Origin of the sequence: Streptomyces phaeolivaceus (assembly GCF_009184865.1) — a bacterium.
Lineage (GTDB): Bacteria > Actinomycetota > Actinomycetes > Streptomycetales > Streptomycetaceae > Streptomyces > Streptomyces phaeolivaceus.
Map to the genome: position 1 here is coordinate 6,770,016 of NZ_CP045096.1, position 14,785 is coordinate 6,784,800.

Here is a 14,785-nt window from a genome sequence, read left to right on the forward strand (position 1 = left end):
CAGGACGCGCTCGCCCAACGCATCTTCTGTGTCGGGGATGTGATCGGGGTGAGGGGCAAACGTGTTGAGACGCAACTCCTTCCGGCTGCCCCGCCATCCGGCGTCCGTGGGGCTCGCCCGGCGCCGCGTACGGGAACATCTGGTCGACTGGGGGCACGGCGAGGGCTCCCCGGCCCTGGACGACATCGTGCTCGTCGTCTCCGAGCTGGCCACCAACGTCGTACGCCACGGCCCTTTGCTGGAGCGGGAGTTCGAGGTCGCGGTGACCGCGCTGGCGGACGGGTCCTGCTTCGTCGAGGTGTCCGACGAGGGGATGGCCGCGCCCCGGATCAGGGAAGCGGCGGAGTGGGACGAGGCGGGGCGGGGGCTGCGGCTGGTGGAGCACATCGCGGCGACATGGGGGGTGTGGAGCCGGGGACGGCACGGGAAGACGGTCTGGGCGCTGGTGGGAGTGCCCCCAGCGTGACCGTCACTTTCAGGCCATCGCCCGGGGCCGTGGTCACCGTGACCTCGCCGCGGTGGGCGTCCACCACTCCCTGCACGATCGCCATGCCCAAGCCGCTGCCCTTGCCTCCCCCCGCGCGGAAGAAGCGGTCGAAGACGCGCGCCACGTCCTCCTCCGGCAGACCGGGCCCCTCGTCCGCCACGTACAGCCGTACGACGCCGTCCTCCCGTGCGACGCCGAGGCGCGCCGGGGCGTCCGCCGGGGTGTGGGTGCGGACGTTGCTCACCAGATTGCCCAGGACCTGCCGGAGGCTCGACTCGTCGGCCCGGACCAGCAGGGCGCCGTCCGCGTGGACGGTGACCGGGCGGTCCGGCTGCTGGGCGCGGAGGTCGGCGGCGGCGTCCCGGACCAGGCGGCTGAGGTCGACGTTCCTGAGGCGGAGTTCGGGGCGCTGGTCGAGGCGGGCGAGGGTGAGGAGTTCGTCGACGAGGCGGCCCATGCGGTCGACCTCGTCGTGCATCCGGTCCCAGGAGCGACGGCGCTCGTCGGGGTCGGTGAGCATGCCCTTGTCGTGGAGCTGGAGGTAGCCGCGGATCGCGGACAGCGGCGTACGCAGTTCGTGGGAGGCGTCGCCGACGAAGCGGCGCAGCTGGGCGGTACTGCGTTCGCGGGTCCGGTAGGCCGTCTCGACCTGCTGGAGCATGGAGTTGAGGGCGAGCCGGAGCTGTTCGACCTCCAGGGTGGCCTCGCTGCTGGAGGGGACGCGGCGGGTGAGATCGCCCTCGGCGATCGCCGACGAGGTCTCGACCATGTCCTCCAGGGGCCGCATCCGGCGGCGCACGCTGAACAGGGTCAGACAGGCGAGCGTCGCGAGGAGCAGCCCGCCGACGGCGAAGTCCAGCTTGAGGGCCTTGGCGATGACGTTGTGCAGCGACTCGGTGGAGGTGGCGAGGAGGACGGTCGTCCCGTCGTCCATCCGGGCCGCGGTCACCCGGTGCGGGGAGCCCGCCACATCGACGTCGTACGGCTCGTCGTCCGCGACCAGGGCGGCCGGGTCGCCCACCGCCGCGGCGAGGTCCCGCTGGCTCTCGGTGGGCGGGAACCCGGCGATGGTCAGCGGCTCGCCCGTGTCGTCGAGCGCGGTGAAGACGGCGCCCTGCACGAGGGAGTCGGCCTCCTCGGTGCCGTGCCCGCCGGAGGCCCGGTCGCTGAGCGCGACCAGCGCGCTCAGCGCGTCGATCTGCTCCATGCTGACCCGCGAGGCCCCGATCGAGTCCCGGGTGGTCATCAGCTCCCGGTCGACGCTGTCGAGCAGATACAGCCGCATGCCCATCGCGCTGAACGCCGTCGCCGCGATCACGCCCACGGCGAGCGGCACGACGTTCGCGAGGGTCAGCTTGGCGCGCAGGGAGTAGAGGCCGCCCTTGCGGAGCGGCAGCGCCACGAAACGACGCGGACGCCTCATGCCAGCCCGTATCCGACACCCCGGCGCGTGGTGATCACCGGCGGGCCGAGCGCGTCCAGCTTGCGCCGCAGATAGCCGATGTACGTCTCGACGACGGTCGACTCGGCAGGCGTGTGCTCGTACTGCCATACGTGGCGCAGGAGTTGCTCCTTCGGCACGATCCGGCCGCCGTTGCGCACCAGGAACCGCAGCAGCGCGTACTCGGTGGGCGTCAGCTCCACCGTGCGGCCCGCCCGGTGCACCGAGTACGTCGTCTCGTCCGGCTCCAGGTCGCCGTAGCGCAGCGGCGGGCGCTGCGGGAGGACGTCCGTACGCCGGGTGCGGCGCAGCACGGCGGTCAGCCGGGCGACGACCACCTCGATGTCGAACGGCTTGGTGATGTAGTCGTCGCCGAAGCCGAGGGCGCCCACGATCTCGGCGGGCGCGTCCCGGGCGGTCAGGTACACGATCGCCAACTCCGGCCGCCGGGTGCGCAGTTCACGGCCCAGGGCGCGGCCGTCGCCGTCCGGGAGCATCACGTCCAGCAGGGCCGCGTCCGGCCGGGTGCGCTCGGCGAGCGCGAGCGCCTCACGGACCGTACCGGCCGTCATCACCTCGAAGCGGTGGTAGCGCAGGGCGATGGCGAGGACGTCCGTGATGCTCGGCTCGTCCTCGACGACGAGCACGGCGGCGCCGGCGTCGGCCGGGACGGGACGATCGCCTACGCCCAGGTGACCTTCACCGAGCAGGCGAACGCCGTGCCCAAGGCACTCATCGACGATGTCATCGACACCGCGCAGGGCGCCGAACAGGGCGGTCTTCAGGTCGAGTTGGGCGGCCAGGCGATCGCGCGGGCGCAGGAGGCCTCGCAGGGCACGTCCGAGGCGGTCGGCATCCTGGCGGCGGCGGTCGTCCTCTTCCTCGCCTTCGGCTCGCTCTTCGCGATGCTGCTGCCGATCGTCGTGGCGGTCGCCGGGGTCGGCACCGGCATGATGGCCACGGCCCTGCTGAGCCATGTCACGAACATCCCGGACGTGGCCCCGCTGCTCGGCTCGCTCATCGGCCTCGGCGTCGGCATCGACTACGCCCTGTTCATCGTCACCCGGCACCGGCGCGGCATCCTGCGCGGGTCGAAGCCGGAGGAGGCGGCCGTCACCGCGCTCGACACCTCCGGGCGCGCGGTGCTGTTCGCGGGCGGCACGGTCTGTATCGCGCTCGCCGGGATGCTGGTGATGAACCTCCGCTTCCTGGGCGGTGTCGTCATCGCGACCTCGCTGACCGTCGTACTGAGCGTCCTCGCGGCGGTCACCCTGTTGCCGGCCCTCCTCGGGGTGCTCGGCCCGCGTGTCCTCGGCCGCCGCCAGCGCCGGCGCCTCGCCGTCACCGGCCCCGAGCCGGAGTTGACGAGCGGCCTCGCGGCCCGCTGGTCCGCGTACGTCGAGCGCCGCCCGCGCTCCACGGCCGTCCTCGCCCTCGTCGTCATGCTGATCCTCGCGATCCCCGTCCTGTCGATCCGCCTCGGCACCTCCGACCAGGGCAACCACCGCGACACCACGACCACCCGCCAGGCCTACGACCTGCTCGCGGAGGCCTTCGGCCCCGGCTTCAACGGCCCCCTCCAGGTGGTCGTGGACGGCACCGACACCGACGCGCTGGTCTCGCGCATCGAGTCCACGCGGGGGGTGGCGCGGGTGGCCGCCGTACCGCCCGCGAACGGTGTGACGGTGATCCAGGTGGTCCCGACGACGTCCCCGCAGGCCGAGGAGACGGACCGCCTGATCGACCGGCTGCGCGAGGACGTCGTCCCGGCGTCCGGGGTGGAGGCCCATGTCGGCGGGGTGACGGCGGTGTCGAAGGACTTCGCGTCGGTGACGGGAGAACGCCTGCCCTACTTCATCGCCACGATCATCGCGCTGGGCTTTCTGCTTCTGATGGTCGCCTTCCGCTCCCTGCTGGTGCCGCTGACGGCCGCGCTGATGAACCTCGTCGCGGCGGCGGCGTCCTTCGGCGTGCTGGTGGCGGTCTTCCAATGGGGCTGGGGGACGGAACTCCTCGGCATCGGCGAGGAGGGCCCCATCGCGGCCTTCCTCCCCGTCATCATGCTCTCGCTCCTCTTCGGCCTCTCCATGGACTACCAGGTCTTCCTGGTCAGCCGGATGCACGAGGAGTGGGTCCACACCAAGGACAACGCCCGCGCGGTCCGCGTCGGTCTCGCCGAGACCAGCCGGGTCATCAACTGCGCGGCCCTGATCATGATGTGCGTCTTCAGCGCGTTCGTGCTGAGCGGCGAACTGGAGGCGGCGATGGCCGGTATCGGTCTGGCGGCGGCCGTCGCCCTGGACGCCTTCATCCTCCGTACGGCCCTGGTACCGGCCGCGATGCATCTGCTCGGCAGGGCGAACTGGTGGTTGCCGGCGGGCCTGGAGAGGCGATTGCCGCATCTGGCGGTGGAGCCGGCTGAGGAGCGCCCGGCTGAGGAGCGCCCGTCGGTGCGGGACCCGCTCCTGGAGGGCGGCGGCCCGGCCTCCGTGATCCACGGCTTCGTCAGCACGGAGGACGGGGAACCGGTCGAGGGCGCCGAGGTGACCCTGCTGACACGGGGCGGCCGTCAGCTGGACCGGGTGACGTCCCTGGCGGACGGCTCGTACATCGTCGCGGTGCCGGGCCCGGGGCCCTACCTCCTGGCGACGACTTCACCGTCGTCCGCCTCGCGTGCGCGTCAGGTGGTCGTGGGGGAGGGGCCGCTGGTGTACGACGTGGAGCTGGCGGGGGTGGCCGAGGGGGAGGTGGACGCGGTCAATTAGCTTTTGTCTGACCGGCCTTGAGGATCACCTCGACGTCCAGGTTGACCTTGGCGCCGATGGACTCGGGCAGGGTGACGGTCTCGCCGGGGGCGTGTACGCGGTGGCTGGCGTACGTGTCCCCGGCGGGGTCGGTGAGAACGTGGAGACGCTGGTGCTGGCGGTTGACGATGACGTAGACCGGGATCTTTGCTTGGGCATACGCAGTGACCTTGGCGCGGAGGTCGTTTTGATAGTTGCTGGAGGTGACCTCAAGAACGAGACGGAAGGCGATCGGGTCGTAGCAGTTGTTCTCGACAAGGTGATCTTCAATGTCGGCGTCGACAACCACGAGGTCGGGGATCGCGTAGTCCTCGGCACCGCCCGGAAGCCAGAGTCCGACCCCCTCGGTCACCTCGGAATCCCCGCCCCCCAGTCCTGCGGCGATGAATGGACTCCGCAACCTGGACAGAGCACGGGCGTGGGCGAAGTTGGCGGGCGGCGTCACGACGATCGTGCCTCCGATGATCTCGACGCGATACCCCGGAAGGCGGTCCATGACCTGGTTCGCCTCCGCGATCAGCGGACGGTCTCCATGGGGCCGCTCGACGGATGCTGTGGACATCACGTGCCTCCTGTGGGCTGGTGTCGAGGTCATCATCGTAGGCAGGAGCGGGACCAGGTGTCCCGTTCGGCCCCGTTCACCCGAAAGCGATCACTCAGCCGCGCGCCCCTTGACCCCCGGGTCCGGCAGGACCTTCGTCATCCCCGGCAGGAAGTCCGTGAACAGCTCGTGCACCTCGCGGACCAGCGGTCGCAGCGCCCGGAAGCGGGCCAGCGAGACGCCCCGGGTGGTCAGCCGGGCCCCGCGCTCGGCGAGCCGGTAGCTGCGCGCGCGCCCCTCGCTGCGGTCGAACACCCAGTACAGGACGAGCCCCATCAGGGAGAGCCACATCAACTCGGGGAGGATGTCCCGGAGTTCGTCCGGGACCTTGGCCTTGGACCCGGCGAGGACCTCGCGGTGGATGGCGATGGACTCCTCGCGCGGCCCCTCCGACTCGGGGGCGAAGGGGCTGAGCGGGCTCTCCGGATCGGCCGCGTTCTTGAAGAACTGCGCCGCGAACTCGTGGTACGGCTCCGCCACGTCCAGCCAGGCCTTCAGCACCCCGGCGATCCGCGCCTCCAGATCCTTCTCCCGCTCCAGCACGGGCCGCACCGCCGCCAGGTGCTCCGCGCCGATCCGGTCGTAGAACCCCTGGATCAGGTGTTCCTTGCCGGCGAAGTAGTAGTACGCGTTCCCGACGGAGACCCCGGCCTCCTTCGCGATGACCCGCATCGTCGTCTTGTCGTACCCGCGCTCCTGGAAGAGCCGCAGCGCGGTCTCCAGGATCAGCGCGCGGGTCTGCTCGGACTTGGCGGTGCCCTTGGGGCCGGGCTGCTCCGCCGGGTCCCGGGGGCCGACCGCCCCCGAGTCGGGCTGGTCGGCGCCGGGCTCTGGGCTGGGGTTGTCGTTCAGTGCGGCCACGGGCAGAGCCTAACGAGTCGCGCGGGTACCGGTGTCGCAGCCACCGGGAGGCCGGTACACCCACCCGTACCGCCGGTCGTACGCCCATCCCGTCAGCTCGGCCCCGCCGCTCCCGCACCCCGAGCCGGGCTGCCGGTGGGCGCCCCGCCACTTCGCGGCGGTGAGGACGGCGGTGCGCGCGAGCCGGGCCCCCGCCGGGGTGCTCAGCCGGTGGGCGAGCGGCCGGTGCTCGCGCAGCGCCCACAGACACACGATCCAGGCGGCGGCCCCCCGGTACACCTGTCCGCCGTCCCCCACGATCGTGATCTCCTCCAGCGTCGCCCCGTGGTCGAGCGACGGAAACAGCCGCCCGGCCTCCTCGGACCCCGCCGCCACGAACCGCAGCGGCACCAACTGCCGCTGTCTGCCGAGCCACTCCCGCAGGAAGGCGCACAGTCCGCACCCGGCGTCGTACAGGACGGTGAGCCCGCGGACCGGGACGCGCTCGGCGCCCCGGTCCGCGGTGGCCGTCCCGGCCGTCCCGGCCGTGTCAGCCGTGGTGGCCGTGTCAGCCGTGGTGTCCGTCCCGGCCTCGGCGGTCATACCCGCCCCGCCGGAGCGATCCAGCCCTGCGGCGGGACCGGCGGCATCTGCTCCCGCTCCATGATTCCCCGGCGCCGGAACTTGTTCAGCACGAACACGTTCCCCAGGTGCAGCGCCCCGAGCACGAGCAGCACCACACCGAGCTTCGCCGACACCGCCTCGAACACCTCACGGGGGCTGCCGACGGCGCCGTCCTCGTTCAGATACAGCGCCACGAAGCCCAGGTTCACGAGATAGAACCCGACCACGAGCAGGTGGTTCACCGCGTCGGCGAGGTTCTCGTTCCCTCGCAGCACATCCGCGAGAAAGATCCGCCCGTTCCTGCTCAACGTCCGCGCCACCCACACCGTCAGCCCCACGCTGACCAGCAGATAGATGACATACGCGACGACCGTGAGGTCCATGCCCCCACCCCTTCCGGGATCTCTTGAACACGTTCAAATGTTCTGAGCGAGACTCTAGCCCTGTTTTTGAACGTGTTCAAGCGAGGGGTGTCCCGATGTCCCGATGTCCCGATGTCCCTCATGGAGCGGAGCTCATCCGGTGCGGGCCAACTCCGGCCGCTTGCTGTAGTCCGTGAGCCCGATGACGTTGCCCCAGGGGTCGGCGAACTCGACGGTCCACCCGGTGGCGACGGAGAAGGGCGCGTCCAGGGCCGGCACCCCCGCCGCCGCGAGCGCCCGCGCGGCCTCCCGGGCGTCCCGCACCTCAAGCCACACCCGAGCCGCCGCCCACACGGGCGGCCGATGCCGCAGCTCCTCCTCCAGCCGCAGCAGCAGCCCCGGCGTCTCCTTGCCCACCTTCAGCCCCGCGATCCCGGCCTCGTCCAGCCGAAACCCCACATCGAACCCGGCCCGCTCATAGAAGGAGACGGCCTCACCGAGATCACCGACGGGAAGCAGGACGTTGTCGAAGCCGAGCAGCTCGCGCGACTCATGCAGCTCATCCGACTCGTGCGACTGATGCGACTGATGTGACTCATGCAGCTGATGTGACTCATTGTCTGACATGTCGTCAGATTAGAGCTTGGGTCGGCGTAGCCGCGGGAGCGACAGCACACGCAGTGGCGCGGTCGGGACAGCGGTGGACACGGGCATGGGGAAGGGTCGACCGCGAACCTGCGCGGTCGGCCCTTCCCCATGCCGAGCCGTGGTCAGCCGATGGCGATCCGGGTCTTCCAGTAGCTCGTGGGCGCGACGATCTCCGTACCCCTGTACGGCTCCTGCGTGCCGATGGGCGTCTCCGGCTGAGCGTGTGGGACAGCAACCCGTGTCTGCCGCGCGAGAGGCCGGGGCCGGGGCTCGATGCCGAAAGTGGGCGAGGGCTGTGGCTGTCGAGGGTGTGTGCTGACGAGTGGGGGCAGCACCTCGTCGTCAACGGGCGGAACGGCGGCGGTGGTAAGGAGGTGCGGGCGGAGTGGCGTTTCCCGGGCGTATAGGTGGGGGCCACCCGTTCACGGAGAACGGGTGGCCCCCTCGGGAGCAGCGCTGGCTTCGAGGGCAGCAGGAGCGCGGTGCGGCCCTCTCGGTCAGGTCTCGCAGCCGCCCACCCGTCGGCTGCTCACCGCGATGTCGTCCATCCGCATGTCGAACGCGGTGGGCGCCGGGTTCGACTGGTAGAGCTGCCAGCCCAGCTTCAGTTTGTCGAAGGTGGGGAAGACGAAGTCGTCCGTCGTGCCGCCGTGGTTCTTCGTGGAGACGGTCAGGTCGGGCTGGGCCGTGCCGTCCAGGTAGACCATGACGCGGTTGTCCGTGGCGTCCAGGCGGAATTCCACGCACTGCCACTTACCCGCGACCGCCGGAGCCGAGGTCTTCCAGTTGGTCCAGTCGCCGGTCGGCCCCAGGTCTGAGCCGACGCCCCAGAAGTTGCCTGTGTCGGTGGGGGCGTACTGGCCGCCGAGGGGGCGGACGAGGGTGGGGGAGTCGGGGCCGGAGGCTTCGGCGAGGGTCCAGTGGGCCCAGTCGGGGGCCGTGGGGAACTCGGTGACGCGGAGGCGGACGCGGGCCCAGAAGCTGTTGCCGGGCGGGGCGAGGTCGGACAGGACCATGAAGGCGTGGCCGTTGCCCTCGGTGTGGAGGTGGAGTTCGCGGCCGTGGCCGGTGGAGCTGGGCTCGACGGTCAGGGTGCCGTTGGACGTGTCGGTGGTCCAGCCCCGGCCCTCGGTCACCGGGCCGAGGGGGAGGCGGTCGAAGTTCTCCCAGGCGAGTGTGCCGCCGTACGTGTGGTTGGAGGGGGCGTGCGGGGCGGGCGTTGCCGAGGCGGTGGGGGGTGTCGCGATCAGGATCGCGGCCGCGGCCGAAAGTGCGGCCGTGGCTTTCCTCAAGTGGGTCATGGCAGCAGTGTGTGATCAAGCGCCCTATCCGTCACGGGAGTTGGACGCGATCCAGCCAGACGGCGAGGGCTGGTGGCGAGCTGGCGGGGTGGTGCGGCACGGGAGGGTTCTGATTCGAAGTGCCTGGTCGCTGCCCCGCGTCGTACAGTACGCGGACATGTCAGGCCCCTCGGGTCTTCCGGGCTACGGCGAGGGCGTGGGCGAGGGCGAGGGTGTCGAGGGAGGTGAGCCGCGCAGGCTGTGATCCGGCCCTTCGGTGAGCGGAGGAGGGTGTTCGCGATGGTGGGTGCGCGGAGACGACGGATGACGGCCGGGGTGGCCGGGGTGGCCGTGGCGCTGGGGTTGTTGCTCGGTGGATGCGGTCAGCGGGCCGGCTTGGTGGAGGGGCAGTCCCTGTACGCCTCCCTGCGGGAGCTGCCCGAGGAACTGGACGACGACGGCACGACGATCCGCGTCGGCGACCCGAACGCGCCGGTCACCCTCCGTCTCTACGAGGACCCGCGCTGCCCCTACTGCGAGGAGTACGAGCAGACCGGCGGCGGCCCGGCCGCGCGGGAACGGACGTTGCGGCGCACCGTGGTCACCGAGTACACCCTCGCCTCCTTCCTGGACGACAGAGTGGGCGGCAGCGGCTCGAAGAAGGCCGTCAACGCCCTGCGCGCCGCGCTGGAGGAGGGCAGGTTCGCCGAGTACCACGCCGTGCTCTACCAGAACCAGCCCGAGGAGATCGTCGACGGCTTCACCGACGCGTATCTGCTCGAACTCGCCGCCGAGGTGGAGGGGCTGCGCGGGCCCGCGTTCGATTCCGCCGTCAAGACCATGAAATACCACGACTTCGTGAGCCGGTCCCAGAAAGCCTATGAGCGGGCGGGGTCCGACCCGCGCGGGCCCGGCACGCCCACCGCCGTCATCAACGGGAAGCGGGTGCGCGAGATGTACTCCGGTGTTCTCTACGACCGGGCGGCGTTCGACGAACTGCTCGACTCCGTGGAGATGGACCCCGAGTGGTGGGAGGAGCACCGGCTCATGGCGGAGGACATGGGCACGAGCTGACTGATGTCAGAGCCACCCCCTACTGTCCCCTCCATGGCAACGGTGACGTTCGTCGGCGAGACGGCGAGACGGCGAGACGGCGAGACGGCGAGTGGGGCTCGTGCGGGCCCACGGTGAGAGGGAGGGGAAGGGCGGCCACGATCCGGTCGGTCTCCAAGTCGGCTGTCGGCGGCGGGAACCGAACGGCGCGCATCGGCCATCTCCTCTGCGAGGGCGACCGTATGCTCGCTGTCATCCTCGTCATCCTCAGCAAGGCGATGCTGCTCGCCAAGGACACGGAGATCGCGGATCCGACGATCCTCAGCCAACTCTGACCGTCGGCTGGGACGGGGGACTGTGACTCCGCCCACATGCGGGAGCCGGGCCGGGCGCGGCCGGAGTAACAACTTCTCTCCGGGCCCTTCCCTCCTGCAATATGACGGACAGCCCATAGTGCGTTCATTGCGCCATCCAGCCGCTCAAGCAAACAACACGCAGGAGTCAGTACCGTGACCGAGCAGCCTCAGCAGCCCGCTCAGCCCCCGCAGCCCGGATACGGGTACCCGGGCGCCGCCCCCGGCCAGCCGGGCGCCAACCCGTACGGGGCTCCGGGGGCCGGTGACCCCTATGGTGCTCCGCAGGGCGGCTACCAGCAGCCGGGCGCGGGCCAGCCCGGCTACGGCTACCCGCAGCAGGGCGGTTACCCCCAGGGCGGCGGCTATCAGGGCGGCTACCAGGCGCCGCCCACGCCGGGCGGCGCGTACACCGGCGACCCCAACGCCCCGTACGGCTACGACCCCTACGGCCGCCCGTACTCCGACAAGTCCAAGATCGTCGCGGGCATCCTCTCGCTGTTCCTGGGCTCCTTCGGCGTCGGCCGCTTCTACATCGGCCATGTCGGCCTCGGTATCGCGCAGCTGCTCACCTGCGGTGGCCTCGGCATCTGGGCCCTGGTCGACGGCATCATCCTGCTGACCGGCAGCAACACCACGGACTCCAACGGGCGTGTCCTGCGTGGCTGAGCGCGGCCTCAGCACCCTCCGGCATCCGGCGGCGGCACCCTTCGCGGTGGCCGCCGCCGGGCTGGCGGGCGCCGCGTACCTGTACGGCACCGACCCGCACGAACCCGGCCGACTGCTGCCCCAGTGCCCGTTCCGCTATGTCACGGGGCTGCTCTGCCCCGCCTGCGGTGGCACCCGCATGGTGTACGACCTGATGCACGGCCAGTTCACCGCCGCCTGGCACGACAACCGGGTGCTGCTGCTCGCCGCGCCCTTCGCGCTCGTCCTGCTCGGCCGCTGGGCCGTCGAGGGCCTGCGGGGCCGCCGCTGGCGCCCCCAACTGAAGCCCCGTACCCAGGCCTTGATCCTGGGCATCGCGGTGACGTGGACGATCGTCCGCAACCTTCACTGAGTGGTCAGAGCGCTGAGTGGTCAGAGCACCGAGTGGTCACGGCCGAATCCGGGTTCCTTCCCCCTGCTGAACCCCGTAAATCCCTTACGCCCGCTTTATGTTGCTCAGTTGTCGCAAGTTGGCCGGAATCGGATCACGGAATCGGAACGATCGCTCGACTCCCCTCCCGTGCGCCCCTTGTGTCTCACTACGCTGCAACGGCTGCAGGGGGGATGACGGGGGATTACGTCGTGCTCGATCGTTGGCCGGTATTCGTCGTGCCCGATCGCTGCCGGTTTTTGCCGCGCCTTCTCTCCTGGGATCCCCCCGGAGCCAACCGCTTCGGTTATTCAGTCAGTTCATCCAGGAGTTGTTTCCATGACCGTCCCCACCCCTGACGCTCCCTTCGGCCACGACCCGCAGGGGCGCCCGTACTCCGACAAGTCGAAGATCGTCGCCGGCATTCTGCAGCTCTTCCTCGGTACGCTCGGCATCGGTCGCTTCTACGTCGGTTCCGTCGGCGTGGGCGTCGCCCAGCTCCTCACCTGCGGCGGTCTGGGCTTCTGGGCCCTGATCGACGGCATCCTGTTCCTCACGAGCAACGACCGCACCGACGCCCAGGGCCGTGTCCTGCGCGGCTGAGCTCGGCACCACACCGCTTGAGGGCCCCGCTCCGGGATCGGAGCGGGGCCCTCAGCGTCGTACGGCTCGCAGGCCTAGAAGCGGCGCGTGATGAGCGCCCGCTTCACCTCCTGGATCGCCTTGGTGACCTCGATACCGCGCGGGCAGGCGTCCGTGCAGTTGAACGTCGTACGGCAACGCCACACGCCGTCACGGTCGTTGAGGATCTCCAGCCGCTGCTCACCGGCCTCGTCGCGCGAGTCGAAGATGAAGCGGTGGGCGTTGACGATCGCGGCCGGACCGAAGTACTGGCCGTCGTTCCAGAACACCGGGCACGAGGACGTGCACGCGGCGCACAGGATGCACTTGGTGGTGTCGTCGAAGCGCTCACGGTCCTCGGCGGTCTGGAAACGCTCCCGCGTCGGCTCGTTGGTGTCCTTCGTGATCAGGAAGGGCATCACGTCCCGGTACGCCTGGAAGAACGGCTCCATGTCCACGACCAGGTCCTTGAGGACCGTGAGGCCCTTGATGGGCTCGACCGTGATCGGCTTCTCGGGGTTGATGTCCTTGATCAGCGTCTTGCAGGCCAGCCGGTTCTTGCCGTTGATCCGCATGGCGTCCGAACCGCAGATGCCGTGGGCGCAGGAACGGCGGAAGGTCAGGGTGCCGTCCACATCCCACTTGATCTTGTGCAGACCGTCGAGGACGCGCTCCTTGGGGTCGATCTCCAGCTGGAAGTCTTCCCAGGTCGCCTCGGCCGAGACTTCGGAGTTGAAGCGACGGACACGGAAGGTGACCGTGATGTACGGGGAGTCGGCGAAGCCGGGCTCGGGGCTGCCTGCCGCGTCCGCCTTCTCCAGGGTCGGGGTTGCCATCAGTACTTACGCTCCATCGGCTGGTAGCGGGTCTGGACGACCGGCTTGTAGTCGAGGCGGACGGTCTCGGAGCCGTCGTCGCCGACCTCGCGGTACGCCATGGTGTGACGCATGAAGTTGACGTCGTCGCGGTTCGGGTAGTCCTCGCGGTAGTGACCGCCGCGGGACTCCTTGCGCGCGAGCGCCGACACGGCCATGACCTCGGCCAGATCGAGCAGGTTGCCCAGCTCGACGGCCTCCAGGAGGTCGGTGTTGAACCGCCGGCCCTTGTCCTGGATCGCCACGTTCTTGTAGCGGGCGCGCAGCTCGGCGATCTTCTCTACGGCCGTCTTGATCGTCTGCTCGGTGCGGAACACCATGACGTTGGCGTCCATGGTCTCCTGCAGCTCGCGCCGCAGCTCCGCCACGCGCTCGTTGCCCGTGGAGTCGCGCAGCCGCTCGATCTGCTCGACGACCAGCGACTCCGGGTTCTCCGGCAGCTCGACGAAGTCGGCCTGCTGGGAGTAGTCGGCGGCGGCGATGCCGGCCCGGCGCCCGAAGACGTTGATGTCGAGCAGCGAGTTGGTGCCGAGACGGTTGGCGCCGTGCACGGAGACACAGGCGACCTCGCCGGCGGCGTACAGACCCGGGACGACGGTGGTGTTGTCGATCAGGACCTCACCCTCGACGTTCGTCGGGATGCCGCCCATGGCGTAGTGCGCGGTCGGCTGGATCGGGATCGGGTCCGTGTAGGGCTCGATACCGAGGTACGTCCGCGCGAACTCGGTGATGTCCGGGAGCTTGGCGTCGAGCTGCTCCGGCGGGAGGTGGGTGAGGTCGAGGTAGACGTGGTCGCCCTCGGGACCGCAGCCGCGGCCCTCACGGATCTCCGTGTAGATGGAGCGGGACACGACGTCACGGGACGCGAGGTCCTTCATGACCGGCGCGTACTTCTCCATGAAGCGCTCGCCGTCCTTGTTGCGGAGGATGCCGCCCTCACCGCGGGCGCCCTCCGTCAGCAGGATGCCCATGCGCCAGATGCCGGTCGGGTGGAACTGGAAGAACTCCATGTCCTCCAGCGGCAGTCCGCGACGGTAGACGGCGGCCTGGCCGTCACCGGTCAGCGTGTGCGCGTTCGACGTCACCTTGAAGAACTTGCCGCAGCCGCCGGACGCGTAGATCACGGCCTTCGCCTGGAAGATGTGGATCTCACCGGTGGCGAGTTCGTACGCCACGACACCGGCCGACTTCTTGACGCCGTCGACCTCGGTGATCAGCTGGTCCAGGACGTAGAACTCGTTGAAGAACTCCACGCCGTGCTTGACGCAGTTCTGGTACAGCGTCTGGAGGATCATGTGGCCGGTGCGGTCGGCCGCGTAGCAGGAGCGGCGGACCGGGGCCTCGCCGTGGTTCCGGCTGTGACCGCCGAAGCGGCGCTGGTCGATCGTGCCGTTGGGCGTCCGGTTGAACGGCAGGCCCATCTTCTCCAGGTCGAGGACGGAGTCGATGGCCTCCTTCGCCAGGATCTCGGCGGCGTCCTGGTCGACCAGGTAGTCACCGCCCTTGACCGTGTCGAAGGTGTGCCACTCCCAGTTGTCCTCCTCCACGTTGGCGAGCGCGGCGGCCATACCGCCCTGCGCGGCGCCCGTGTGGGAGCGGGTGGGATACAGCTTGGTCAGCACGGCGGTGCGGCTGCGCTGCGTGGACTCGATGGCCGCGCGCATTCCGGCGCCGCCGGCGCCGACGATGACGGTGTCGTACTTGTGGATCTTCATGAT

General features: G+C 70.1%; 16 protein-coding genes and 1 pseudogene. 7 read left to right on the plus strand and 10 right to left on the minus strand.

The genetic code is table 11. The annotated features are described in order from the left end of the window. The first annotated feature begins 61 nt into the window (after positions 1-61). Positions 62-466 (plus strand): ATP-binding protein, encoded by a 405-nt coding sequence (locus F9278_RS31400; protein ID WP_152171304.1) that lies wholly within the window; start codon positions 62-64, stop codon positions 464-466. Here the strand turns inward: F9278_RS31400 and F9278_RS31405 are convergent. Both F9278_RS31405 and F9278_RS31410 read right to left on the minus strand, forming a co-directional pair. After that, positions 459-1,910, minus strand: a pseudogene (locus tag F9278_RS31405) (ATP-binding protein); the annotation flags it as partial. The gene F9278_RS31400 and the pseudogene F9278_RS31405 overlap by 8 nt on opposite strands. Further along, positions 1,907-2,575 carry a response regulator transcription factor gene (locus tag F9278_RS31410; RefSeq protein ID WP_152171305.1) on the minus strand — a complete coding sequence of 223 codons (669 nt, stop codon included), beginning with the start codon at positions 2,573-2,575 and terminating at the stop codon, positions 1,907-1,909. The pseudogene F9278_RS31405 and the gene F9278_RS31410, both read right to left, overlap by 4 nt. On the opposite strand from F9278_RS31410, the gene F9278_RS31415 reads away from it, so the two are divergent. Then, the gene (locus tag F9278_RS31415; RefSeq protein ID WP_226967041.1) at positions 2,513-4,693 is read left to right on the plus strand and encodes an MMPL family transporter; all 2,181 of its coding nucleotides are present in this window, start codon (positions 2,513-2,515) and stop codon (positions 4,691-4,693) included. The genes F9278_RS31410 and F9278_RS31415 overlap by 63 nt on opposite strands. Here the strand turns inward: F9278_RS31415 and F9278_RS31420 are convergent. From F9278_RS31420 to F9278_RS31450, 6 genes are all read right to left on the minus strand, one after another. Next, positions 4,686-5,294, minus strand: a complete 609-nt coding sequence (locus tag F9278_RS31420) for a Uma2 family endonuclease (RefSeq protein WP_152171306.1) — start codon at positions 5,292-5,294, stop codon at positions 4,686-4,688. The two genes, F9278_RS31415 and F9278_RS31420, sit on opposite strands and share 8 nt — an antisense overlap. Before the next feature lie 90 nt (positions 5,295-5,384). Beyond that, the gene (locus F9278_RS31425; RefSeq protein ID WP_226967347.1) at positions 5,385-6,062 is read right to left on the minus strand and encodes a TetR family transcriptional regulator; all 678 of its coding nucleotides are present in this window, start codon (positions 6,060-6,062) and stop codon (positions 5,385-5,387) included. Positions 6,063-6,203: 141 nt separating this feature from the next. Then, positions 6,204-6,776 (minus strand): thiol-disulfide oxidoreductase DCC family protein, encoded by a 573-nt coding sequence (locus F9278_RS31430; protein WP_226967042.1) that lies wholly within the window; start codon positions 6,774-6,776, stop codon positions 6,204-6,206. After that, positions 6,773-7,180 (minus strand): hypothetical protein, encoded by a 408-nt coding sequence (locus F9278_RS31435; RefSeq protein WP_152171307.1) that lies wholly within the window; start codon positions 7,178-7,180, stop codon positions 6,773-6,775. Before F9278_RS31435 ends, F9278_RS31430 begins: the two co-directional genes overlap by 4 nt. A gap of 132 nt (positions 7,181-7,312) precedes the next feature. Further along, positions 7,313-7,786: a VOC family protein gene (locus F9278_RS31440; protein ID WP_152171308.1), complete on the minus strand. Its 474-nt coding sequence runs from the start codon at positions 7,784-7,786 to the stop codon at positions 7,313-7,315. A 518-nt stretch (positions 7,787-8,304) separates the two neighbouring features. Then, positions 8,305-9,108 carry a hypothetical protein gene (locus F9278_RS31450; RefSeq protein WP_152171309.1) on the minus strand — a complete coding sequence of 268 codons (804 nt, stop codon included), beginning with the start codon at positions 9,106-9,108 and terminating at the stop codon, positions 8,305-8,307. Between the two features lie 303 nt (positions 9,109-9,411). Between F9278_RS31450 and F9278_RS31455 the strand changes: the two genes are divergently transcribed. The 5 genes from F9278_RS31455 to F9278_RS31475 all read left to right on the plus strand — a co-directional run bounded on the left by F9278_RS31455 (position 9,412) and on the right by F9278_RS31475 (position 12,174). Further along, positions 9,412-10,161, plus strand: a complete 750-nt coding sequence (locus tag F9278_RS31455) for a DsbA family protein (RefSeq protein ID WP_226967043.1) — start codon at positions 9,412-9,414, stop codon at positions 10,159-10,161. 221 nt (positions 10,162-10,382) lie between these two features. After that, positions 10,383-10,475 (plus strand): DUF7737 domain-containing protein, encoded by a 93-nt coding sequence (locus tag F9278_RS49080; protein WP_450372758.1) that lies wholly within the window; start codon positions 10,383-10,385, stop codon positions 10,473-10,475. A gap of 174 nt (positions 10,476-10,649) precedes the next feature. Next, positions 10,650-11,162 carry a TM2 domain-containing protein gene (locus F9278_RS31465; RefSeq protein ID WP_152171312.1) on the plus strand — a complete coding sequence of 171 codons (513 nt, stop codon included), beginning with the start codon at positions 10,650-10,652 and terminating at the stop codon, positions 11,160-11,162. Beyond that, entirely contained in the window at positions 11,155-11,553 is a 399-nt protein-coding gene (locus tag F9278_RS31470) for a DUF2752 domain-containing protein (protein WP_152171313.1), read from the plus strand. The genes F9278_RS31465 and F9278_RS31470 overlap by 8 nt, the downstream gene beginning before the upstream one ends. Positions 11,554-11,910: 357 nt before the next feature. Then, a complete protein-coding gene (locus F9278_RS31475) occupies positions 11,911-12,174 on the plus strand; it encodes a TM2 domain-containing protein (RefSeq protein ID WP_152171314.1) in 264 nt (87 codons plus the stop codon). A gap of 74 nt (positions 12,175-12,248) precedes the next feature. On the opposite strand, the gene F9278_RS31480 is transcribed toward F9278_RS31475, so the two are convergent. Together F9278_RS31480 and sdhA are read right to left on the minus strand one after the other, a co-directional pair. After that, entirely contained in the window at positions 12,249-13,028 is a 780-nt protein-coding gene (locus tag F9278_RS31480) for a succinate dehydrogenase iron-sulfur subunit (protein WP_152171315.1), read from the minus strand. Further along, a complete protein-coding gene (sdhA, locus tag F9278_RS31485) occupies positions 13,028-14,782 on the minus strand; it encodes a succinate dehydrogenase flavoprotein subunit (RefSeq protein WP_152171316.1) in 1,755 nt (584 codons plus the stop codon). The genes F9278_RS31480 and sdhA overlap by 1 nt, the downstream gene beginning before the upstream one ends. Positions 14,783-14,785: the final 3 nt, after the last annotated feature.